At 44.9% G+C, this 22919-nt stretch carries 18 protein-coding genes; 4 read left to right on the top strand and 14 right to left on the bottom strand.

What is annotated here, in order from left to right; all coding sequences use genetic code 11:
• Positions 1–354 precede the first annotated feature (354 nt).
• Positions 355–783 carry an HIT domain-containing protein gene (locus AB4167_RS09515; RefSeq protein WP_017061937.1) on the top strand — a complete coding sequence of 143 codons (429 nt, stop codon included), beginning with the start codon at positions 355–357 and terminating at the stop codon, positions 781–783.
• A gap of 132 nt (positions 784–915) precedes the next feature.
• Here the strand turns inward: AB4167_RS09515 and AB4167_RS09510 are convergent, their stop codons facing one another.
• From AB4167_RS09510 to znuA, 5 genes are all read right to left on the bottom strand, one after another.
• On the bottom strand, positions 916–1146 hold the full coding sequence (locus AB4167_RS09510; protein ID WP_017061938.1) for a FeoC-like transcriptional regulator: 231 nt from the start codon (positions 1144–1146) through the stop codon (positions 916–918).
• A complete protein-coding gene (feoB, locus tag AB4167_RS09505; RefSeq protein WP_372136446.1) occupies positions 1143–3416 on the bottom strand; it encodes a Fe(2+) transporter permease subunit FeoB in 2274 nt (757 codons plus the stop codon). Before feoB ends, AB4167_RS09510 begins: the two co-directional genes overlap by 4 nt.
• Positions 3417–3638, bottom strand: coding sequence for a FeoA family protein (locus tag AB4167_RS09500; protein ID WP_004734203.1), 222 nt, complete (start codon positions 3636–3638; stop codon positions 3417–3419).
• 643 nt (positions 3639–4281) lie between these two features.
• Entirely contained in the window at positions 4282–7644 is a 3363-nt protein-coding gene (locus tag AB4167_RS09495) for a helix-turn-helix domain-containing protein (RefSeq protein ID WP_372136462.1), read from the bottom strand.
• 269 nt (positions 7645–7913) lie between these two features.
• Entirely contained in the window at positions 7914–8804 is an 891-nt protein-coding gene (gene znuA / locus AB4167_RS09490; protein ID WP_017067380.1) for a zinc ABC transporter substrate-binding protein ZnuA, read from the bottom strand.
• 83 nt (positions 8805–8887) lie between these two features.
• Here znuA and znuC point away from each other — a divergent pair, with 83 nt between their 5' ends.
• Together znuC and znuB are read left to right on the top strand one after the other, a co-directional pair.
• Positions 8888–9667, top strand: coding sequence for a zinc ABC transporter ATP-binding protein ZnuC (gene znuC / locus AB4167_RS09485; RefSeq protein ID WP_372136444.1), 780 nt, complete (start codon positions 8888–8890; stop codon positions 9665–9667).
• Positions 9667–10452, top strand: a complete 786-nt coding sequence (gene znuB / locus AB4167_RS09480; protein ID WP_017061944.1) for a zinc ABC transporter permease subunit ZnuB — start codon at positions 9667–9669, stop codon at positions 10450–10452. The genes znuC and znuB overlap by 1 nt, the downstream gene beginning before the upstream one ends.
• Positions 10453–10566: 114 nt before the next feature.
• On the opposite strand, the gene sucD is transcribed toward znuB, so the two are convergent.
• The 8 genes from sucD to sdhC form a co-directional block, all read right to left on the bottom strand.
• On the bottom strand, positions 10567–11439 hold the full coding sequence (gene sucD / locus AB4167_RS09475; protein WP_017061945.1) for a succinate--CoA ligase subunit alpha: 873 nt from the start codon (positions 11437–11439) through the stop codon (positions 10567–10569).
• Positions 11439–12605 (bottom strand): ADP-forming succinate--CoA ligase subunit beta, encoded by a 1167-nt coding sequence (gene sucC / locus AB4167_RS09470; protein WP_019820479.1) that lies wholly within the window; start codon positions 12603–12605, stop codon positions 11439–11441. The genes sucD and sucC overlap by 1 nt, the downstream gene beginning before the upstream one ends.
• A gap of 206 nt (positions 12606–12811) precedes the next feature.
• The gene (gene odhB, locus AB4167_RS09465) at positions 12812–14020 is read right to left on the bottom strand and encodes a 2-oxoglutarate dehydrogenase complex dihydrolipoyllysine-residue succinyltransferase (protein ID WP_372136443.1); all 1209 of its coding nucleotides are present in this window, start codon (positions 14018–14020) and stop codon (positions 12812–12814) included.
• A gap of 21 nt (positions 14021–14041) precedes the next feature.
• Positions 14042–16858, bottom strand: coding sequence for a 2-oxoglutarate dehydrogenase E1 component (gene sucA / locus AB4167_RS09460; protein WP_017061946.1), 2817 nt, complete (start codon positions 16856–16858; stop codon positions 14042–14044).
• A 97-nt stretch (positions 16859–16955) separates the two neighbouring features.
• Positions 16956–17669, bottom strand: a complete 714-nt coding sequence (locus tag AB4167_RS09455) for a succinate dehydrogenase iron-sulfur subunit (protein ID WP_010436773.1) — start codon at positions 17667–17669, stop codon at positions 16956–16958.
• Between the two features lie 12 nt (positions 17670–17681).
• Positions 17682–19448 carry a succinate dehydrogenase flavoprotein subunit gene (gene sdhA / locus AB4167_RS09450; RefSeq protein ID WP_372136442.1) on the bottom strand — a complete coding sequence of 589 codons (1767 nt, stop codon included), beginning with the start codon at positions 19446–19448 and terminating at the stop codon, positions 17682–17684.
• Positions 19449–19796: a succinate dehydrogenase, hydrophobic membrane anchor protein gene (gene sdhD / locus AB4167_RS09445; RefSeq protein ID WP_010436768.1), complete on the bottom strand. Its 348-nt coding sequence runs from the start codon at positions 19794–19796 to the stop codon at positions 19449–19451.
• Complete coding sequence (gene sdhC / locus AB4167_RS09440) at positions 19790–20182, bottom strand: succinate dehydrogenase cytochrome b556 subunit (protein ID WP_017061948.1); 393 nt, start codon at positions 20180–20182, stop codon at positions 19790–19792. Before sdhC ends, sdhD begins: the two co-directional genes overlap by 7 nt.
• A gap of 417 nt (positions 20183–20599) precedes the next feature.
• Between sdhC and AB4167_RS09435 the strand changes: the two genes are divergently transcribed.
• The gene (locus tag AB4167_RS09435) at positions 20600–21889 is read left to right on the top strand and encodes a citrate synthase (RefSeq protein ID WP_017061949.1); all 1290 of its coding nucleotides are present in this window, start codon (positions 20600–20602) and stop codon (positions 21887–21889) included.
• Positions 21890–22137: 248 nt separating this feature from the next.
• On the opposite strand, the gene AB4167_RS09430 is transcribed toward AB4167_RS09435, so the two are convergent.
• Positions 22138–22896, bottom strand: a complete 759-nt coding sequence (locus AB4167_RS09430) for a Nif3-like dinuclear metal center hexameric protein (RefSeq protein WP_017067382.1) — start codon at positions 22894–22896, stop codon at positions 22138–22140.
• Positions 22897–22919: the final 23 nt, after the last annotated feature.

Genomic DNA, 22919 nt, shown 5'->3' with positions numbered 1-22919 from the left:
GATTCGAGATTCGAGATTCGAGAAAATTAGAAAGGTTGACGTGAAAGCGTCAACCTTTTTTTTGTCTGGAGGTTTGTTTACTCGATTATTTAAGCGATTAGCTAACCTACACAGCAAGAGATCTCCTATTACGCTCATTCGTCGCTCTAGGAGATGACGAGAATAGGTGTAGTGAATCCAAGACAACATCAATGATGCGCCATCAAACCACACCAAATCGTTATCCCTCTTCTCACCATCATTCCCTACAGTGAGGGACGAACGTGATAGGGAATCTGCTTATTGAGAACGTAAGCCCTAGCCACATTCAAACTCCGACCTTATACTCATGTAAAACAATTAATTGGAAAGATCATGAGCTTCGAACTTCACCCGCAACTTGCGAAAGACACCACACTTATCGGCGAATTTCCACTGAGCTTAGCCCTGCTACACAAAGATAACGCAGTGCCTTGGGTTATCTTGGTACCAAAACGTGCCAACCTAAAAGAGTTGCACCACTTACCAATGAAAGAGCAACAGCAGTTCCTACATGAATCTCAGGCGGTAAGCCAAGCATTAGAAGCAACGTTCCAACCAGACAAATTGAACCTTGGTGCGCTGGGTAATATGGTGCCACAACTGCACATCCACCATATTGCACGCTTCAAAGACGACATTGCTTGGCCCGGCCCAGTATGGGGTAATACAAAAGGCGAACAGCGCAGTGAAGAAGATCAAGCCGCTATCCTGACTCGTATCCAAAACGTTCTGTCACTGAGCTCTATCTTCAAGAAAGCATAATTCGAGTTCATCTCATTGAGCTTTAAAGTAAAACACTTCAGAAAAGACACATAACAAAAAGCCGCTCATCTTAGATAAGCGGCTTTGTCATTTTCTAATCTCGCCTTTTTCAACGAGAGTCTGAAGACCGAACTACATCATCACGTTAAGCGACAAACCATCTTGTTTGCTGATGGTGTAGCGAATACGCGTTGTATGACCATGCTTATTCGTATCGACCAAGCGAGAAACTTTCCCTTTCTTGACCCAAACACTCAGCATCGCATCGACGCCATCTTCACTCATGCCAAACTTTGCAGCGAGCTCTTTACGAGCCGCAACGCCGTGGCTATCAATGTATTGATGAAGTTCAGTTAAAATCATACGACTTGCACCTCTAGTGCTTTCTGCTTACTGCCCACTTTCTTGAAGACGCGATACGTCACCACAAAACCACCAGCAATCGCCACCATCCATACTGCACTTGTCACAGGATGCGCAGCAAAGTTTGCCGCTTGGTAGTAGAAAGTCGCACCAAAGTAACCAAGAGCCATCGTCCAAACCGCGATGAAGCGTGCAAACGTCTGACCAAATTCACGAACATAAGCACCCATCGCGGCCACACAAGGCGTGTAAAGCAGGATAAGAATCAAGTAAGCGAATGCCGCATGACCAGATACAAACTTGTCTTTCAAGTTACCAAAGATAGAGGTATCGACTTCTTGGTCAGCTGCTACAGAATTAGAGTCAGACAAGTCGCCAACTTCAATACCTAATGGATCTGAGTAGCTCAATCCGGCTAGGTTTTCAGGGATCGTCATTACCGCTTCTTGCAGGCTTGCTGCTAAGTCAAACTCAGCTGCTTCTTCATCAGAAGGCGTTGTATATAGGCTATTTAATGTACCAACAACGGCTTCTTTAGCGAAAATACCTGTGATGATACCAACCGTTGCAGGCCAGTTCTCTTCAGTAATACCAATTGGTTGGAATACAGGTGTTACAACTTGAGCTGCTCTAGACAGTACTGAGTTTTCGCTATCTTCGTTACCAAAGCTGCCGTCCATACCTAGAGAGTTTAGGAAACTAAGAATAGCCACAACCATCACGATTGTTTTACCTGCACCAAGTACGAAACGCTTCAGCTTCTGCCAAGTTTTCAACATTACGTTTTGCACTGTCGGCAATTCGTAATCTGGCATTTCCATCACTAAGCTATCACTGCTACCTGGGTAGATCGTGCTTTTCAGGAACAAACCCGTAAATACAGAAGCAACGATACCCATGATGTACAGAGCGAATACTACGTTTTGTCCTGCACCTGGGAAGAACGCCGCCGCAAACAGTGCGTATACCGGTAAACGAGCACCACATGACATAAACGGCGCCATTGATGCTGCTAGTTTACGTTCGCGCTCTTGGTCAAGAGTACGAGTTGCCATGATTGAAGGCACGTTACAACCAAAGCCCAGTACAAGTGGGACAAATGCTTTACCCGGTAAACCAATCTTCTGCATCACTTTATCAAGTACAAATGCAGCACGAGCCATGTAGCCTGAGCTTTCTAGTACCGCTAAGAATAGGTAAAGCGCTGCGATAACAGGAATAAAGGTCGCAACCGTTTGGATACCGCCGCCAATACCATCAGCAAGTACAGTGACTAACCAAACTGGTAAATGGCCATCTAATAAGTGGTGTCCACCATCAACTAATATTGCTCCAACACCAATATCGAAGAAGTCGATAAACGCACTACCGATATTGATAGAGAACATGAACATTAGGTACATGATAACGAAGAAGAAAGGAATACCGACCCATTTGTTCAAAATGAATTGGTCTGCTTTCTCTGTAAAGTTACGGCTTAGTTTGCCTTCGCTGCGACGAACACGTTTACAAAGGTCATGTAAGAAAGTGTATTTAGCGTCAGCAACAGCAAGGTCAATATCGAAATCGGCACCAAGACGCACGCTATCAATTTGAGTGCGAGTTTGTGGGGCTAAACCATTCAATACCAAGTAATCATTTTCTAAAGCACGAATCGCTAGCGCTCGGTGAGATACGTCAGCATCATCAAATTGTGACTCAACAGAAGGGATAAGAGCTTCTAACGCGGCATCGTAATCAATAGAGATAGGGTCAAGGCTCACACCTTGAACAAGCAGTTTATGCAGACGCTCTTTAAAGCGAACCACTTGACCTTTATCGTTTGCAGACAAGCTTAGAACTGGGCAACCTAGCTCTTTCTCTAGTGCTTTAAGGTTAATCACCTGACGTTCGCGCTTTAATACATCCATTTTGTTCAACACAACGATCATTGGGCGACCCAACTCACGCAGCTGTAATGTCATATATAAGCTTCGTTCTAGACAGCTAGCGTCGACAACATTGATGATCACATCTGCTGGGTGAGTTAAAACAGCGCGAGACGCGATAGACTCATCGATGCTGTTCGCATCATTACCACTGTCTAGTGCGTAGATACCCGGTAAATCCGTTAGTTGAAACTGATCACCAGCGTGCGAGTATAAACCCGTCTTCTTTTCAACAGTGACACCAACCCAGTTACCAACGTGCTGCTTAGCACCAGTCAGTGCGTTGAACAGTGTTGTTTTACCACTATTCGGGTTACCAACGGTAAGAACTTGATAATCCATTTAGATAACCTCGATTTGTTCTGCAATGCTTTCACGAATGGCGATAGAAACACCTCTCACTTCAACTTGAAGCGGATCACCCATAGGTGCACGGCGGATAAGCGTCACCTCGGTTTTTGGCAACATACCCATGACCATAAGTTTCTTCCTTACGTCTGGTGTTAAACCTGTTAGTGCAACAATAGAAGCCGCCTTTCCTTGCTCTAATTGTGAGAGTTTCATAAGTACCCAATTCGTGACTGATAATGAGAAAGATTGTTATTAACGCCATGATACACATACATGCCCACAATTCTATTGTGTGAAATCAATGTTTTCGAAAATACATACTCGTAAGTTTCGTTAAAAACGTTTACGTCAAAAACGTTACTTTCAACAACTAGCGAGAACTACCTCACTAGTACAAACCCTCCCAAACAAAAACAAATCATTAATTATCAATCACTTGAGACAATGTCGGTTTTCTCATAGGTATCTGTCGTTAATTTTATAAGTAAAATAAGTAGCTGGACGTATAGTTACTCCATCGAAGAGAAACTACTTCTCTTTAATTTTATTCCAGAGGTGATATGGCTTTGCTATATCACTCCGGCAGCAAGCGAAGGTGTCGTTGGCACCCGTGGTATAGTCCCCCCGGCTATGCCACGATATTTTTTTTCTTCCCTTTGTTTTATCCCAACAACCTTTTTAAACTCCCCATTTATCTCATATCTCGTATCTCGTATCTCGTATCTCGTATCTCGTATCTCGTATCTCGTATCTCGTATCTCGTATCTCGTATCTCGTAGAAGCATAAAAAAGCCCCAACACGAATGTCGAGGCTAAAGTATCTTTATTTATGTTCTAGCTGAGTATCCGCTGCGTGCTACTCTTCGTTGTTTTCAGCAAACTTAGATGGTGACATGCCAAAGTGGTGCTTAAACCTTTGACTGAAATAGGAAGGGTCATTGAACCCCGAATCAAACGCCACATCAGAGATCTTCTCTCCAGCGAGTAAGCGCTCACACGCATGCTCTAGACGTACTTCATTCAAGTGCTCTTTGAAGGTCTTGTTGTAAGCCGATTTAAAGCGTCTCTGTAAGCTTCTCTCAGACATAAACAAATACTTAGCGGCAGTTGCAGTACTGAACTCGGCATCAGCGTAGTTTTCACTCACAAGCTGCGACACTCTGTTCTTCCACTCTTGTTCCGCTGTCAGTTTTTGTTGCTCTGGTGTTGAGGCGGCAAGCTTAATGGTTTCAATCTGTTCAATTGTGCTGGCTTCAAGATTGTCGAGTACTTGATACTCAATTGGCCACGAAAGCTGAACCTTATTTTGAGACTCCGAAACAAAGGCATTAAGCTCACCACCGCTCTGATTCATCAATAGCGGCAGCTTTTCGATGTTAAAGTCGGTCGACTTTCCGGTATTGTCACCCATGCTTGATGCCAGTTTAGGGAAAGGCATCCCATGATCTCGAATGGTCACAACAAGATGCTCCTTAACCTCTTCAACCAGAACCACCATACTCTGCGACTTAAAGTTTCTCTTGATGATGCTCGCAACCAAGCTATTGAAGATAATATCGAGATTAAAATACAGCAACGAGACATATCGTTGTTTTGTTTCGACTTTAATATCCAGTTCAATACCGGCTTTGGTTAAGTCATCCTGCCAAGCTTTGAGTACCACCTCTAAGATTAAAATTATATCGTAACAAACTTGCCCTTCTCCTTGAGGCGTATTACTCAATTGAGCTAAGCCATTTTTCAAGGTTAGAATCGGCGACTTCCCGAGCTCGTCATTCCAATTCGGGAGCATCGCAGCAATATGATTCACTTCAGAAGAGAGTTCATTGGCAGTGTGAGACACAAGCGCATTCTTCACGGATAGCTGCTTTTTAAGCTGTTGATTAGTGGCGAGTAATATCCGGCTTTGGTGCCTCAATTGGTCTGTCTTCAGTGCAACTTGCGCTTTTAAGTGCCGGTTGGCAAAAGTGACATAACGCGAACGCCAAAAGACTAAGATAGTCACAACGCCAATCAGTAATATCAGAGAGCTTGCTGCAGCCCAATTGGTCAGATACCAAGGCTCCGCAATCGAGAAGCTTTGATTGGTTGACACAAAGCGATAATGGGAGTCTTTAACCGGCTTCACTTCAAGTGTGTAATCCCCTGGAAGAAGATGATCGAGCGTTAACAAGCCCCCTTCAAACTCACTCCAAGGTTCATCGTCGCTCAGTCGGTATTCCATCGCAGGTGCGAACGTTGCTGGTAAGATACCTAGCTTAAACCCCATCGATGAACCATAAGGAATCTCATCCAGCTCTGCCGTTTTCCCGCCAAGTGATACCGTTTGTTGGTCGACACTTATCTTACTCAACAAGGCACGGCTATGAGGTGTAGTTGATACCAGTAACTCGTTAGATAACGCGCTGACTACACCATACTTTGAGCCGAAAACAAGCCTCGAAGGTTGGCTATCTTGACTGTAAAAAAGAGCACACGCTCCTGCCGCCAGTTCATTGGTGATCAAACCAAATGGCGAACCTATGTGTTTATGCAGTTGCCCATCCAATCCGTAATAACTGATGCCTTTCGAAGAGCCTAACCAAACACCATTGTCATCGCTTATCAGGCAGTTGGGGCTAATATTGTCTTCAACAAGAGTGATTTCTTGAATAATAGAGCTGTCATCCGGGATTCGATACACGCCATAACTGCTCGCAAACCACTGCGCTCCATCCTTCGCTTTTTCAATATCGACGACTTTGCCAAACCGTTCGCTGGAACGACTAAAGCTAATTCGTTTATCAATGAACGAGTAGAAGCCATGATCCGTTCCTATATAGATGCGACCTAGCAAGCCTACATTGAGAGCGGTGATCTTCGCAGGCAAGAACTTGTCGACTAACCAGTCAGTGCCATAACTCGTCAGTTTCATGGTTTCGATAGATAACGAATAGAGGTTTTGCCCAGAGGTCATCCAAAGAACGTTATCGGCTTGAAGCGCAAGGTTTTCAACACGCACTCCCTCAATTGGCCTTGGTAAATCAAGGGCTTCGGGTTGTAGTGTTTCCGTATTTAGACTGATGATACCTTGTTCGGTCGCCAACCAAATGGAAGAGCCAAAGATCTCAAAATCATTAACAGGGTTAGAGTAAACACGAATTGGGTTCTCTTCACTTTCAGAATCAACCAAGTAGAGCCCCATTGAAGACGCGACCCAAGATAACTGGTCACTGACAGGCAGTACTTTATTGATCACCACACTACTCGAATGCATGCCCATTCCAGTTAGGGGTGTTCTCGAGAAGGTTTTGCTGAACAGTGAGAAGTATCGGATACCGTTGTTTGTCGCAACCCACATACCACCAGCATGATCGTTTATCAACGAATATATTTTCTCACCCGGTAACGAGAAGTCTTGACTAGCGGCTTGTTCGAATCGAGTAATTTGTCCCGTAATAAAGTTGTAGCTAATAAGGCCGTGCTCTGTACCAATCCAATACTGGTCCGAAGTTTCGGCCAACGAGAGAACATGCGACCCTTTAACGATGGTCTCTTTGTCTGGGTTCGCGAGATCAACAATCACAGCACCATTTAAAGTACCGATCACTAACTCACGTCGAGCATTCGAAAAATAAACCGTCTCAATATGGTTTTTGTCTGATGCGGTGACATGGGTAAACTCTTGATTCTCTGAAAGGTAAACGCCAGAACTGGTCGCTAGCACCCACTTTGATAGTACCCACTCAGCGTCGTTAATCGCAATGTCACTGCTGTTATTGTATCGGTACAGTTTAAGTAGAGAGTAGGTGTTGAATTCTAAAGATTGAGTGTTGTAGGTATAGAAATTACTGCCGTCAGTAACCCAAATATAATCGCCTGATGCACCGATATTCGCTATTTCAGCGCCGGGACTTAGGCTAAACGCCAATTCGTTGCCAATTCCAGGGTTATGTCGATAGACCTCATTGTCGAAAAATGTCCAAAACTCATCGTTCAGAAAGGCGACTCTTTCCGAAGAAAATTGCAGTAAGCTTCCCTTGCGAGGGAATAGAGTTCGACCATCGTAAAAGAGTACTTTTCCATGCACATCATGAACCCAGAGCCCACCTCCGGCACCTAAATACAAGTTTTTAGCCGCAAGGAAATTCCCTTGCGCTTGAACGGGCAAAGGATAGAAAACGGAGGGCGAGGTATTTACCGCTAGAACGCTAAATGAAATGCTCATTAACATGAACATTTTGAAGATAATTCGATACAACTCTTAATCCTGAACAGCAACAACACATGAAATTTTGGGTACCACAACGTCTTATCGTTGCTAAACCAAAAACTGAGTTTTTTTGTGCTTATTATTATCTTTCCATTTTAGCGGAAATTAGAAAAGGAGAAAGGAGGTTTGTTATTTGTTAGGAGGTTTTATCTTAGCGGTCACGAAAATGCCGCAAAAAGCGGCATGATTCATAAATTAACGAGAGCAAAGTAGAGTAAAGAATACTCGTTTATGACTTACTTCTCGTCTAAGCAACTTGTATAGCTATCTGTAAGTTGCTGAAGAAAATCGAAATAGCTTCCACTCTTCACTTCAACTGTTGAACCGATAGGGTCAAGCTGACCTTGTTTTGCGTTACTTCCGCGCGTCACTGATTCAATCACAGCAGGAGTGAATTGAGGCTCAGAAAACACACATTGAACGTTTTCACGTACTATCGTTTTCTTAATAGCGATCAGGCTTTTTGCACCCGGCTTACGCTCTGGGCTCACCGTAAAGTGACCTAAGTTATTTAGCTCAAACTCTTGCTCAAAGTAACCATACGCGTCATGAAAAACGTAGTAACCTTTGTCTTTCACGGGTGCAAGTTGCTCTCGAATAGACTGTTGCTTCTCTTTCAATGCAATCAGGAATGAATCGAGATTCTCTTGGTACGCCATTGCGTTGTCTGGATCAGATTCAATCAACTTAGCTGAGATGTATTTTGCAGCTACTTCAACTTGCTCGATACCTAACCAAAAATGCGGGTCATGGCTACCGTGGTGGTGCCCTTCATGTGCATCGTGGTCATGCTCTTCGTGTCCGAACTCTCGCAAGTTGATTCCGGGAATATCACTGATCTTGATAACATTTTCTTTTGAACCAATCACCTTAGTCAGAAAGGCTTCTAGGTCAGGGCCGAACCAGATGACCATATCGGCACTATGAACTTTTTTGACATCCGATGGCTTAAGCGCATAATCATGCGGCGAAGCATTGCTGTTCATCAACACATCCGGCTCACTAACGCCTTGCGTTAATTCTGTCACAATCATTTGAATTGGTTTAAAGCTTGTTAGAATAGTATTGGCACTTGCGACACTTGGCGCTAAAAGCAAAGTAGCAAGTATAAAAGATGAACGTGACATAATCCCTCGATAATAGAAAAGTAGCTTAGGCTTGAGGTAAATGTTACATTATAACATTAGCGAATTGCAAATGAGTTCTATTCATGGATAACTTAATCCAACTAGATTCTGTGAGCGTCGAATTTGACGGTCGAAAAGTTCTAGACAACATCTCTCTAAATTTAGAGCGCGGCAGAATCACCACCCTGATTGGGCCAAACGGTGCAGGAAAGTCGACATTAGTAAAAGTGGTACTGGGTTTACAGACCAAATTTTCAGGCACAATAACAAAAGCTAAAAAACTGAAAATTGGCTATGTACCACAAAAATTAAAGCTCAATGATTCCCTACCGCTCAACGTAGAGCGTTTTCTAAAACTCACTGGCAATTTCAGTCAGCAAGAGCTCCTTGAAGCATTGAAGCTTGTTGGTGCTGAACATCTGCAGAAGAGTAACATGCACCAACTATCTGGCGGAGAAAACCAACGTGTGCTCATTGCTCGTTCATTGCTAAGAAGACCAGATCTACTGGTTCTCGATGAACCGGCTCAAGGCGTCGACGTTCAAGGGCAAATAGACCTGTATGACTTGATTGACACCATTCGCCACCGCTTTGGTTGTGCCGTATTTATGGTTTCACACGATCTGCATTTAGTGATGGCAAAAACAGACGATGTTATCTGTTTACACCACCACATCTGTTGCTCAGGCGCACCTGCAGACATCAAACACCATCCTTCGTATATTGCGCTCTTTGGCACCGCGACCCAAGAGACGCTAGCGTTTTATCATCACCAACACGAACATCACCATCATGATCTCGCAGGCCAGCCTGTCGAAGGCGACGTGCATGAATGTTCAAACCATAAACACGGACACCACTAATGCTTGAGTTTCTTCTTCCCTCTATTTTGGCGGGTTTGGGTATTGCACTAATTGCAGGCCCACTAGGTTCATTCGTGGTGTGGCGTAAGATGGCTTACTTTGGTGACACGCTTGCTCACGCTTCTTTGATGGGCTTAGCACTTGGCTTTCTGTTCAACATTAACTTGTATTTCGCGCTGCTGATTTGTTGTTTGATGCTGGCCGTGTTGCTAGTGACTTTACAAAAACAAAAGCTGGTCGCGACCGATACCCTACTCGGTATTTTGGCGCACAGTGCGCTATCACTTGGTTTGGTTGCTGTCAGTTTCTTAGATAACGTTCGTGTTGACCTAATGAGCTACCTATTTGGTGACTTGCTGGCAGTATCTCCAACGGATTTAGTGTTCATCTATGCGGGTGCTGCTGTGATTGGATTAGTACTTGCTATCTTTTGGCGACCACTACTATCAACGACGGTTAACGAAGATCTCGCGGCGGTTGATGGCATCAACATTGATTTAATGCGTCTGATTCTGATGCTATTGGTCGGTATCGTGATTGCTGTCGGTATGAAGTTTGTTGGTGCGTTAATCATGACATCGCTACTGATTATTCCTGCAGCAACGGCAAGGAAGTTCTCGAGCACACCTGAGCAGATGGCCTTCCTTGCATCAATTATTGGCTCTATCGCTGTATTCGGTGGATTAAGCTTGTCTTGGTTCTATGATACGCCTGCTGGCCCGTCTGTGGTTATCAGTGCGGCAGCAATGTTTATGCTATCTCAAATGGTTAGAAGTCGAGCTTAGCACTTAGCAGTACGATCTCGTATCTCGAAAACATAAAAAAAGGCTTGGTCAGTGACCAAGCCTTTTTAATATCGTTTCAATTAACTTCTATCTCAATCGATAAAAGCCAGCTGATTACCAACCCGTGATTTCACGTAGGCCTTTACCGATGTCAGCAAGAGACTTAACAGTCTTAACGCCTGCTGCTTCTAGTGCTGCGAATTTATCTTCAGCAGTACCTTTACCGCCAGAGATGATTGCGCCTGCGTGGCCCATACGTTTGCCCGGAGGAGCAGTAACACCAGCGATGTAAGATACAACTGGCTTAGTTACGTTTGCTTTGATGAAATCAGCCGCTTCTTCTTCCGCAGTACCACCGATTTCACCAATCATTACGATTGCTTCAGTTTCTGGGTCTTCTTGGAAAAGTTTCAAGATATCAATGAAGTTTGAACCTGGGATAGGGTCACCACCGATACCAACACATGTAGACTGACCAAAGCCTTCATCTGTTGTTTGCTTAACTGCTTCGTATGTCAGAGTACCGCTGCGAGATACGATGCCTACTTTACCCTTCTTGTGGATGTGACCAGGCATGATACCAATCTTACACTCGTCTGGAGTGATAAGACCTGGACAGTTAGGACCGATCATGCGAACGCCAGTTTCTTCTAGCTTCACTTTAACGTCGATCATATCTGTTGTAGGGATACCTTCAGTGATCGTTACGATCAGTTCGATACCTGCATCAATCGCTTCTAGGATTGCATCTTTACAGAAAGGAGCTGGTACGTAGATAACTGTTGCTGTTGCGCCAGTTACTTCTACCGCTTCACGTACTGTGTTGAATACTGGAAGGCCTAGGTGAGTTTGACCACCTTTACCAGGTGAAACACCACCAACCATTTGCGTACCGTATGCGATAGCTTGGTCTGAGTGGAATGTACCTTGACCGCCAGTGAAACCCTGACAGATTACTTTAGTGTCTTTGTTAATTAATACAGACATTACTTAGCCTCCGCAGCAGCAACAACTTTCTGAGCAGCATCTGTTAGAGATTCAGCTGCAATGATATCAACATCAGAATTAGCAAGTACTTCGCGACCTAGGTCTGCGTTTGTACCTTCTAGACGAACAACTACAGGAACTGTTACGCCGACTTCTTTAACTGCACCGATAATACCTTCAGCGATCATGTCACAACGAACGATGCCACCGAAAATGTTTACGAGTACTGCTTTAACATTGTCATCAGAAAGGATGATCTTGAATGCTTCAGCTACACGTTCTTTTGTCGCGCCGCCGCCTACATCAAGGAAGTTTGCTGGCTTGCCGCCGTGTAGGTTTACGATATCCATCGTACCCATCGCAAGGCCTGCACCGTTAACCATGCAGCCAACGTTACCATCTAGTGCTACGTAGTTCAGTTCCCACTGTGCTGCGTGTGCTTCGCGCTCATCTTCTTGAGATGGATCGTGCATTTCACGTAGTTTAGGCTGACGGTACATCGCGTTTGAGTCGATGTTGATCTTGCCGTCTAGGCAAAGCAGGTTGCCTTCACCAGTAATTACAAGCGGGTTGATTTCTAGTAGAGCTAGGTCGTACTGAGAGAACATTTTGCCAAGACCCATGAAGATCTTAACGAACTGTTTGATTTGATCGCCAACTAGACCAAGTTTGAACGCCAGTTCACGGCCTTGGTAAGCTTGAGGGCCTACTAGAGGATCGATCGCTGATTGGTGAATCAACTCTGGAGTTTCTTCAGCGATTTTCTCAATGTCCACACCGCCTTCAGTTGACGCCATGAATACAATTTTACGCGTTGCGCGGTCAACAACAGCACCTAGGTAAAGTTCGTTAGCAATGTTTGATGCTTCTTCAACTAGGATCTTAGTTACAGGCTGACCATTAGCGTCTGTTTGGTAAGTCACTAGGTTTTTACCTAGCCACTTTTGTGCAAACTCTTTAACGCCTTCTTTGGTGTCATGCAGCTCTACGCCGCCCGCTTTACCGCGGCCACCAGCGTGTACTTGACACTTAACGACTTTCTTGGCTGTACTGATACGACCTGCAGCTTCGAAAGCTTCTTGTGCAGTATCACATGCGAAACCTTCTGGTACAGGCAAACCGAATTCTGCAAACAGCTGTTTGGCTTGGTATTCATGCAAATTCATTTTGATATTCCGTTTATTTTCCCTTAAGGGATTATTATTTCCATAACGACACAGTTTCCTGTGTTACGTCTGTAGGGTCTTCTCAAAACAACTGCTGTCCATTTTCTAATGGCTTTACAGTTCAATTGAAGGCCAGACGTTGAGCAGCCTAGCCTTTGAAACTTTTTACGTCTAGCTAACGGGGTTAACTAGACGTTTTAGCGATACTAAACGTCTAATAGCAGACGTGCAGGATCTTCTAGAAGCTCTTTGATGGTCACTAGGAAGCCAACTGATTCACGGCCATCGATTAGACGGTGGTCGTAAGAAAGCGCTAGGTACATCATTGGTAGAATCTCTACCTTGCCATCAACAGCCATTGGACGGTCTTGGATTTTGTGCATACCCAAAATTGCCGCTTGAGGCGGGTTGATGATTGGCGTAGACATTAGAGAACCAAATACACCACCGTTTGTGATAGTGAAGTTGCCGCCCATCAGTTCATCAACCGTTAGCTTGCCGTCACGACCTTTGATTGCTAGCTCTTTGATGCCTTTTTCGATATCAGCGAAACCTAGTGTGTCACAGTCTTTGAGTACTGGAGTCACTAGACCACGTGGCGTAGATACCGCCATGCTGATGTCGAAGTAGTTGTGGTAAACGATATCTGTACCATCAATAGAAGCGTTCACTTCTGGGAAACGCTTCAGTGCTTCTGTTACTGCTTTCACGTAGAAAGACATGAAGCCAAGACGCGTGTCGTGACGTTTCTCGAATTGGTCTTTGTACTGCTTACGAAGGTCCATGATTGGCTTCATGTTCACTTCGTTGAAAGTAGTCAGCATTGCTGTGCTGTTTTTCGCTTCTAGAAGACGGTTTGCAACTGTCTTACGCAGGCGAGTCATAGGCACGCGTTTTTGGCTGCGAGCCGATGCTGGCGCTTCAACTGCTGGTGCAGATGCTGCTGCCGGAGCCGCTTTCGCTGCTGCTAGGTGTGCGTCGATGTCTTCACGAGTAATACGACCACCAACACCAGTGCCTTTAACGTCAGCTGGTTGTAGGTTGTGCTCAGCAAGCAGGCGACGAACAGCTGGGCTTAGCGCGTCGTTGTTCTCTTCTGTTAGCGCAGCTTTATGGCGCTTATCAGGAGATGCTTCTGTATCTTCAGTGGTGTCTTTCGTTGGTTCACCAGCGACAGCACCCGGCTTGATTTTAGCCAGAAGCTGCTTAGAAAGTACCGTAGCACCCTCTTCTTCGATGATAGCTTCCAGAACACCCGCTTCAGGAGCCGGTACTTCTAGAACTACTTTATCTGTTTCGATATCTACAATGACTTCATCACGTGCAACCGCTTCGCCCGGTTTTTTGTGCCAAGTAGCAACTGTTGCATCAGCCACAGATTCAGGTAAATCTGGAACCAGAATTTCAATTGTCATGTGCGTATTTTCCTTTTACTTCTAGTTCTTAAGTAGGGTCAAAGCGTCGTCAACTAACGCTTTTTGTTGTTTCAAGTGTACTGACATATAGCCAACAGCTGGTGATGCTGATGCAGGACGACCTGCGTATTGAATATCAGCACCTACTGGGATAGCAGCTCGGAAATTATGTTGGCTACTGTACCAAGCACCTTGGTTTTGTGGCTCTTCTTGACACCAAACGTAATCGACTACATTTGTGTATTGTGCGATGGCAGCTCTCACATCCTCATAAGGGAACGGGTAAAGTTGCTCAATACGTACAATAGCGACATCGTCTTGCTCGTTCTTACGTCTTTGGTCAAGCAGGTCAAAGTAAACCTTACCTGAACAGAACACGACGCGTTTTACGTTCTCAGGCGCCAGGTCATCAATTTCTGCGATAGCTGGTTGGAACGTGCCTTCTGCCAAATCTTCAAGAGAAGAAGTACACAGAGGGTGACGAAGCAATGACTTAGGTGACATTACAATCAGTGGACGACGCATTGGTCGAACAACCTGACGGCGAATCATGTGGTAAACCTGAGCTGGTGTTGAAGGAACAACAACCTGCATGTTTTGTTCAGCACATAACTGAAGGTAACGCTCAAGACGTGCAGAAGAGTGCTCCGGGCCTTGGCCTTCATAACCGTGAGGAAGCAGCATAGTTAGACCACATAGACGTGCCCACTTTTGCTCACCTGATGAAATGAATTGGTCGATAACAACTTGTGCACCGTTTGCGAAGTCACCAAATTGAGCTTCCCAAAGGGTTAGACCGCTTGGCTCTGCTGTCGCGTAACCATACTCAAATGCGAGTACCGCTTCTTCAGATAACACAGAGTCAAACACTTGGAATGGCCCTTGTTTATCATGAATGTTCGCAAGAGGAACATACGTGCTTGCATCTGATTGATTGTGCAGTACTGAGTGACGGTGGAAGAACGTACCACGACCTGAATCTTGGCCTGAGATACGAATACGCTTACCGTCGTCAACAAGTGTTGCGTATGCCAGAGTTTCAGCCATACCCCAATCGACTTGTTTCTCACCATTCACCATGGCAGTACGATCGTTGTACAGTTTATTTACTCGGCTTTGCAGCTTGTGGCTGTCCGGGTATTGACAAAGTTTGGTACCAAGCTCTTTCAGGCGCTCGATATCAATCTTGTTATCCCACTCGATGTTCCAGTCGTGACCTAGGTAAGGAGACCAGTCTACTGAGTGAAGTGCCATTGGACGCCACTCTTTAACCACAACTTCACCGTGATCAAGTGCATCACGATATTCGTTAACTAGCTGAGTTGCTGTATCAATACCAAACTCACCGCGCTCCATTAGCACGTCAGCGTAAAGCTTACGTGGTGTTGGGTGCTTCTTGATTTTTTGGTACATCAAAGGCTGTGTTGCATTCGGCTCATCGGCTTCATTGTGACCGTGGCGACGGTAACAAACCAAATCAATAACAACATCACGCTTAAACGTATTACGGTAATCCAATGCAAGACGCGCAACAAACGCAACCGCTTCTGGATCATCAGAGTTAACGTGGAAAATCGGAGCCTGAACCATCTTCGCGATATCGGTACAGTACATCGTAGAGCGTGTATCGCGAGGGTTAGACGTTGTAAAACCAACTTGGTTGTTTACAACGATACGAACCGTACCACCTACACAGAAACCACGAGCTTGAGACATGTTAAACGTCTCTTGTACTACACCCTGACCAGCGATAGCTGAGTCACCGTGGATAGTAATTGGAAGTACACGGCTACCATCATTATCACCAAGGCGATCTTGACGTGCACGTACTGAACCGATAACTACCGGGTTTACGATTTCTAAGTGAGATGGGTTAAATGCTAGTGCTAAGTGAACGTTGCCGCCTGGCGTTGCGAAGTCCGCAGAGAAGCCTTGGTGGTATTTCACATCACCAGTACCCCACGTGTCATCGTGCTTGCCCGCAAACTCGTCAAACAGGTCTTGTGGCTTTTTACCAAGCACGTTGACCAACATGTTTAGACGACCACGGTGAGCCATACCAACAACAACTTCACGCATGCCTTGTCCGCCAGCATGACGAATAATTTCTTTCGTCATTGGGATAAGAGCATCACCACCTTCCAACGAGAAGCGTTTTGCGCCTGGGAATTTCGCACCAAGATAGCGCTCAAGACCTTCAGCAGCAGTTAGCTCTTCTAGGAAAGCTTGCTTTTCCTCTTTGTTGAAAGAGGGTTGACCAGATACAGACTCTAAACGTTGTTGGATCCAACGCTTTTGCTCTGTATTTGTCATGTGCATGTATTCAGCACCAATAGAGCCACAATACGTTTGCTTTAGAGATTTGTAGAGATCTTTAAGCACCATCGTCTCTTGGCCAATGGCGTAAGAGCCGACGTTGAACGTCTCATTGAGGTCATCTTCGGTAAGAGTGTGGAAAGAAGGGTCCAGTTCATCAACTGTCGCTCTTTTCCATAAACCTAGGGGGTCTAGATTTGCTGCTTGATGCCCTCGGAATCGATAGGCATTAATAAGTTGCAGAACCTTTACTTGTTTCGCATCGACATCTGGATCACTAACTTGGACACTGTAATGCTTTGTTTCTTGAGCGAGTCGACGGAAGTATTCACGAACACGAGAGTGTGGTTGTTCCACTGTCTCTGAAGCTTGCACAGGCAGTTCTTCAAAAACACTTCTCCATTCGTCACTTACCGAATCTGGGTCACTTAGATACAGTTCATAGAGTTCTTCTACGTACGTTGCATTGGCGCCAGCCAAGTGTGAAGACTCGAGCCATGCCTTCATCACGCCGTTGTGCATATTTTCCCTTAACCAGTAGTTTTCACGTTTGCTGCGGTCTATGCCGAGCTATTAAAAGGCCGCCCCAAAACTTCTAGGGCGGCAATTTTTATATAACTTAAACCGAACGATTCACTAGCATGGTCTTGATGTGACCAATAGCTTTCGTCGGATTTAATCCCTTAGGACAAACACTTACACAATTCATGATGCCATGGCAACGAAAAACGCTAAATGCATCATCAAGATCGGACAAACGTTCGTCTGTCGCTGTATCTCGGCTATCAATTAGCCAACGGTACGCTGCAAGCAGGCCTGCTGGTCCGATGAATTTGTCAGGGTTCCACCAGAATGATGGGCATGACGTTGTACAACATGCACACATGATACATTCGTACAATCCATCTAAATGAGCACGCTCATCAGGGCTTTGTAAGTTTTCACGAGCCGGTGGCACATTGCCATCAGACACTAAGAATGGCTTCACTTTTTCGTAGTTATCGTAGAACTGAGTCATGTCTACAATCAGGTCACGAACAACGGGTAAGCCAGGCAGTGGGCGAATCACAATCTTGTCTTGGCCCGAAAGCGCAGACAATGGCGTGATACACGCTAGGCCATTTTTACCGTTCATGTTCAAACCATCCGAGCCACATACACCTTCACGGCATGAGCGACGGAATGAGATTGTTGGATCTTGCTCTTTCAACAGAATAAGCGCATCCAAAAGCATCATGTCTGAACCTTCATCCACTTCTAGAGTGTATTCCTTCATATAAGGTTTCTGGTCGACATCTGGATTGTAACGATATAAAGAGAAATTCAGTTTCATGGTCATATCTCCTTAGTACGTACGTGCTTTTGGTGGGAACGCTTCACGATGGATAGGTTCCATGTTTACACCACGCTTAGTCATGCTCTCTGACTCTGGGTTGTAAAGTGAGTGGCATAGCCATTGCTCATCATCACGGTCAGGGAAATCGAATCGAGCGTGTGCGCCACGGCTCTCTGTACGGAAATTTGCAGCAACAGCCGTTGCGAATGCCGTTTCCATCAAGTTTTCAAGCTCTAGACACTCGATACGTTGAGTGTTGAACTCTGTAGACTTATCAGATAGGTGTGCATTTTTCAGACGCTCGCGAATCGCTTTTAGCTCTTCTAGGCCTTCAGCCATTGCTTTGCCTTCACGGAATACTGAGAAGTTGTTCTGCATACATTTCTGAAGATCTTTACGGATTTGCGCTGGATCTTCGCCGTCTGTGCTGTTTTCCCAACGGTTGTAACGCTCTAGTGAACGCTCAATGTCAGCTTCAGTTGCAGGTTTCGCTTCGTCTTGCTTCTTCAGTGTCTCACCTAGGTGTAGACCTGTCGCACGACCAAATACCACTAAATCAAGCAGTGAGTTACCACCTAGACGGTTGGCACCATGTACTGATACTGATGCGATTTCACCACAAGCAAAGAGACCTTGGATTTCAACATCGTTGCCGTCTTCGGTTTGCTTAATAGCTTGACCAGAAACTTGTGTTGGAACACCACCCATCATGTAGTGACATGTCGGGATTACTGGGATTGGCTCTTTCACTGGATCAACGTGAGCAAAGGTACGAGAAAGTTCACATACACCAGGAAGACGAGATTCAAGTGTCTCTTTACCTAGATGATCAAGCTTAAGCTTGATGTGTGGACCCCAAGGGCCATCGCAACCGCGACCTTCACGAATTTCAACCATCATTGAACGAGCAACAACATCACGACCCGCTAAGTCTTTAGCGTTTGGTGCGTAACGTTCCATGAAGCGTTCGCCGTCTTTATTGAGAAGGTAACCACCTTCACCACGACAACCTTCCGTTACCAATACACCTGCACCAGCGATACCCGTCGGGTGGAACTGCCACATTTCGATGTCTTGCATAGGAACGCCAGCACGAATCGCCATACCAACACCGTCACCAGTGTTAATGTGTGCATTGGTTGTTGATGCGTAGATACGACCAGCACCACCAGTCGCAAGGATTGTTGCCTTCGCTTTGAAGTAGCAAACCTCGCCCGTTTCCATACAAAGCGCGGTAGTACCTAAAATTGCACCATCTTCGTTTTTAACAAGATCCAGTGCATACCACTCAGAGAAAACCGTCGTTTTGTGTTTAATGTTTTGTTGGTAAAGAGTATGAAGCAGTGCGTGACCAGTACGGTCGGCTGCAGCTGCGGTACGAGCCGCTTGCTCACCACCAAAGTTTTTAGATTGACCACCGAAAGGACGCTGGTAAATAGTACCGTTCTCAAAACGAGAGAAAGGCAGGCCCATTTTTTCGAGTTCGATTACCGACTCAGGACCGTTTTTACACATGTATTCGATAGCGTCTTGGTCACCGATGTAATCAGAACCTTTTACTGTGTCATACATATGTTGTTCCCAATGGTCTTCATGCGCGTTACCAAGAGCAACAGTGATGCCGCCTTGCGCTGAAACCGTATGAGAACGAGTAGGGAAAACTTTAGAAAGCAATGCACAAGAAAGGCCTTGCTCAGAAATTTGCAGTGCGGCACGCATACCTGCACCACCAGCGCCGATCACTACGGCATCAAACTCACGAACAGGAATAGTCACTTACGCACCCCACAAAATAAACAGACCAGAGAAGAAATATCCAAGAAGAACTGCAACAACACCGACTTGAAGACCAACACGCAGTTTTGCGCATTTGATGTAGTCAGTTAGTACTTGCCATAGGCCGATCCACGCGTGAACCAAAACAGAAGTAAGCGCTAACATGGTGAAGACTTTAGTGAAGGTTCCACCAAAGAATTGCGTCCAAGATGCGTAAGAGATATCACCAGAGAAAGCACAAAAGCTAACTAGGTAGATAGTGTAAAGCGTCATAATGATGGCAGTAGCACGAATCAATAGATAATCGTGGACACCATTACGACCAAAAGTAGAAACGTTGTTTACCATACTAAGATCCCCGCTAGTAGAGACAATACCGCTGTTGCTGCGAATGCAACCTTAGCGCTCTTCGCGCCAGATTCCAGCTCTTCAAAGTGACCAAGGTCCATAAGAAGGTGACGAATACCACCAGCAATGTGGTAAGCCAAAGCGGTTAAAATGCCCCACAGAATAAACTTCACGAAGAAACCATCGACAATGTCGCTAGCTTCGGCAAAGCCTACTGGGGATGAGAGGGAAATGGATAGTAACCAAAGCAAAATTCCAATCGCGACAAAAGTTATCACCCCAGACACACGGTGTAGGATGGAAGCTATTGCTGTGATTGGAAAGTGGATGGTCTGTAAATCTAAATTAACAGGTCTTGTCTTTCTTTCTTTCACGGGCTTGCTCACTCAGCTCCATTGAGCATTATGGTCATTAAATAACCTTATGATATTGTTATGGACAAAATTTGATTGTAAACCTTCAAAATTTAACATTAACTTAACAAATAACTGAAGTTGAGCCTTAGATAATTGTAAAATAATTGTTAACTGCTCGATTAAGAAAGACACCTCACATTTCTTCTTAGCCTTGCATTTATAAGGTTTTAACCAAACTTTTCAGCGTCACTATACGACTGGCAACATTCTAATACAATTGATGTAACAAATAATGCTACACAGACCAGATTTTTAACGAATTTAATGTAAAAAACACTAACAAGTGCACACAAAGCTTCAGAAAAATTGACTTTCCCACGTAAGACCAGTAAAAAAATGGCACATAAACATCCTGGACGGATTAAATAATAAACAAAGGAGATTGTTATGGCGGATAAGAAAGCTACCCTTCACATTGAAGGTCAAGCGCCAATCGAGCTGCCGATTACAGAAGGTGTACTTGGTACTCCAGTGATCGATGTTCGTACACTAGGTTCTAATGGTTTTTTCACTTTTGACCCTGGTTTTCTTGCCACTGCATCCTGTGAGTCTCAAATCACTTTTATTGACGGTGGAAAAGGCATTCTTTTACATCGTGGTTATCCAATCGACCAACTTGCCAATAACGCTGATTACTTAGAAGTATGTTACATACTTCTTTACGGTGAAGCCCCATCTAGAGCTGAGTACGAAAAGTTCAAGACTACCGTGACACGTCACACTATGGTGCACGAGCAAATCGCTAGTTTCTTCCACGGCTTCCGTCGTGACGCTCACCCTATGGCTGTAATGTGTGGTGTTGTAGGCGCTCTAGCGGCGTTCTACCACGACTCACTTGATGTCAACAACGATACACACCGTGAAATTGCGGCATACCGCCTGATTTCAAAAATGCCAACACTGGCTGCAATGTGTTACAAATATTCAATCGGTCAGCCGTTTATCTACCCACGTAACGACCTAGGCTACGCAGAAAACTTCTTACACATGATGTTTGCAAACCCATGTGAAGAGTATGAAGTGAACCCTATCGTTGCTCGTGCAATGGATAAGATTTTCACTCTACATGCTGACCACGAACAGAACGCTTCTACGTCTACAGTGCGTCTTGCTGGTTCATCTGGTGCTAACCCGTTTGCGTGTATCGCAGCAGGTATCGCATCACTTTGGGGCCCAGCTCACGGCGGTGCAAACGAAGCTTGTCTGCGCATGCTTGAAGAGATCGGTAGCGTAGATAACATTGAAGAATACGTTGCGAAAGCAAAAGACAAAGATGACCCATTCCGTTTGATGGGCTTCGGTCACCGTGTTTACAAGAACTACGACCCACGTGCAACAGTAATGCGCGAAGCGTGTCACGAAGTGCTTAAAGAGCTAAACATCCAAGATCCACTACTAGACGTGGCGATGGAACTTGAGCGTATCGCTCTTTCTGATGAGTACTTTGTTTCTAAGAAGCTATACCCGAACGTAGATTTCTACTCAGGTATCATTCTGAAAGCAATCGGTATTCCAGTATCTATGTTTACAGTAATCTTCGCGATGTCTCGTACCATCGGTTGGATTGCTCACTGGAACGAAATGCACAGCGATCCGACGAACCGTATCGGTCGTCCTCGTCAGCTATATACTGGTGAAGAACAACGTGACTTTAAAGCACTTCACGAACGTGAATAGTTGCTATAAATCATAATGTTAAAAGGGGTTGATGTGAGAACATCAACCCCTTTTCTTTTGTACGCTCTCAACTTCGTCATCCTAAAGAATGCGAAGTGAACGAATAAAATAATATCGTCATCCCCAAGAACGAGGGACGAATGAGTTGGGGATCTCCTTAAGCGAGCAGATAAACTATACAGGTTACCTGCTCAATTCTAGAGAACGACGCATACACTCGACTCGTACCCCTTATCTCGCATCTGCTCTTAAACTGGGTTATCGATATCAATAAACTCAACATCCAAGCCATGTTCTTCCGCTAACCATTCACCTAACGCTTTTACACCGTATCGCTCAGTCGCGTGGTGGCCAGCAGCAAAATAATGAATGTCTTGCTCGCGTGCTGAGTAAGTAGTGCGCTCAGAAATTTCACCAGAAATAAAAGCATCAATGCCTTGAGAAGCCGCTAGCTCAATGTAGTCTTGACCACCACCAGTACACCAACCGACGGTCGTTATCATTTTGTCTTGGTTTTCTGGAGCGATATGCAGTGGTTTACGATTTAGAGCTTGATCGATTTTTGCTGCGAATTCAGTACCTGTCATTGGTGTTTTTAATTTACCAAACATAGCAACCGATTGTGGGTGCCCTTCCAAACCGCCTTCGACTTCTATCTCAAGTAACTCCGCCAGTTTCGCGTTATTACCAAGCTCAGGGTGGATATCAAGCGGCAAGTGATAACCTAAAAGATTGATGTCATTTTTAATCAAGGTACGAATGCGCTTGCCCTTCATGCCACGAATCGCTTCTGACTCGCCTTTCCAGAAAAAGCCGTGATGGACTAACAAAGCGTCTGCGTTCAGTTCTACCGCTTTATCAATCAAGGCTTGAGAAGCTGTTACACCAGTAACGATTCGCTTCACTTCTGTCGCGCCTTCAACTTGAAGACCATTAGGACAGTAATCTTTAATCTGCTGTGGCTGCAGTTTTTCGTTAAGTAGCTTTTCTAATTGTAAGTTAATCATTTTTCTTTCCAGCTTACCTTTAT

The organism is Vibrio sp. 10N.286.49.E11, assembly GCF_041469505.1.
Taxonomy (GTDB): domain Bacteria; phylum Pseudomonadota; class Gammaproteobacteria; order Enterobacterales; family Vibrionaceae; genus Vibrio; species Vibrio crassostreae_C.
This window is presented reverse-complemented; position numbering and strand designations above follow the sequence as displayed.

Bases quoted from the DNA above. Each gene is read 5' to 3' on its own strand.
- AB4167_RS09435 (WP_017061949.1), top strand. From the start codon at position 20,600: ATGGCGGATAAGAAAGCTACCCTTCACATTGAAGGTCAAGCGCCAATC.
- znuB (WP_017061944.1), top strand. From the start codon at position 9,667: ATGCTTGAGTTTCTTCTTCCCTCTATTTTGGCGGGTTTGGGTATTGCA.
- znuC (WP_372136444.1), top strand. From the start codon at position 8,888: ATGGATAACTTAATCCAACTAGATTCTGTGAGCGTCGAATTTGACGGT.
- feoB (WP_372136446.1), bottom strand. From the start codon at position 3,416: ATGGATTATCAAGTTCTTACCGTTGGTAACCCGAATAGTGGTAAAACA.
- sucD (WP_017061945.1), bottom strand. From the start codon at position 11,439: ATGTCTGTATTAATTAACAAAGACACTAAAGTAATCTGTCAGGGTTTC.
- znuA (WP_017067380.1), bottom strand. From the start codon at position 8,804: ATGTCACGTTCATCTTTTATACTTGCTACTTTGCTTTTAGCGCCAAGT.
- AB4167_RS09500 (WP_004734203.1), bottom strand. From the start codon at position 3,638: ATGAAACTCTCACAATTAGAGCAAGGAAAGGCGGCTTCTATTGTTGCA.
- odhB (WP_372136443.1), bottom strand. From the start codon at position 14,020: ATGACAATTGAAATTCTGGTTCCAGATTTACCTGAATCTGTGGCTGAT.
- AB4167_RS09510 (WP_017061938.1), bottom strand. From the start codon at position 1,146: ATGATTTTAACTGAACTTCATCAATACATTGATAGCCACGGCGTTGCG.
- sucA (WP_017061946.1), bottom strand. From the start codon at position 16,858: ATGCACAACGGCGTGATGAAGGCATGGCTCGAGTCTTCACACTTGGCT.
- sucC (WP_019820479.1), bottom strand. From the start codon at position 12,605: ATGAATTTGCATGAATACCAAGCCAAACAGCTGTTTGCAGAATTCGGT.
- AB4167_RS09430 (WP_017067382.1), bottom strand. From the start codon at position 22,896: ATGATTAACTTACAATTAGAAAAGCTACTTAACGAAAAACTGCAGCCA.
- AB4167_RS09455 (WP_010436773.1), bottom strand. From the start codon at position 17,669: ATGAAACTGAATTTCTCTTTATATCGTTACAATCCAGATGTCGACCAG.
- AB4167_RS09515 (WP_017061937.1), top strand. From the start codon at position 355: ATGAGCTTCGAACTTCACCCGCAACTTGCGAAAGACACCACACTTATC.
- AB4167_RS09495 (WP_372136462.1), bottom strand. From the start codon at position 7,644: ATGTTCATGTTAATGAGCATTTCATTTAGCGTTCTAGCGGTAAATACC.
- sdhD (WP_010436768.1), bottom strand. From the start codon at position 19,796: ATGGTAAACAACGTTTCTACTTTTGGTCGTAATGGTGTCCACGATTAT.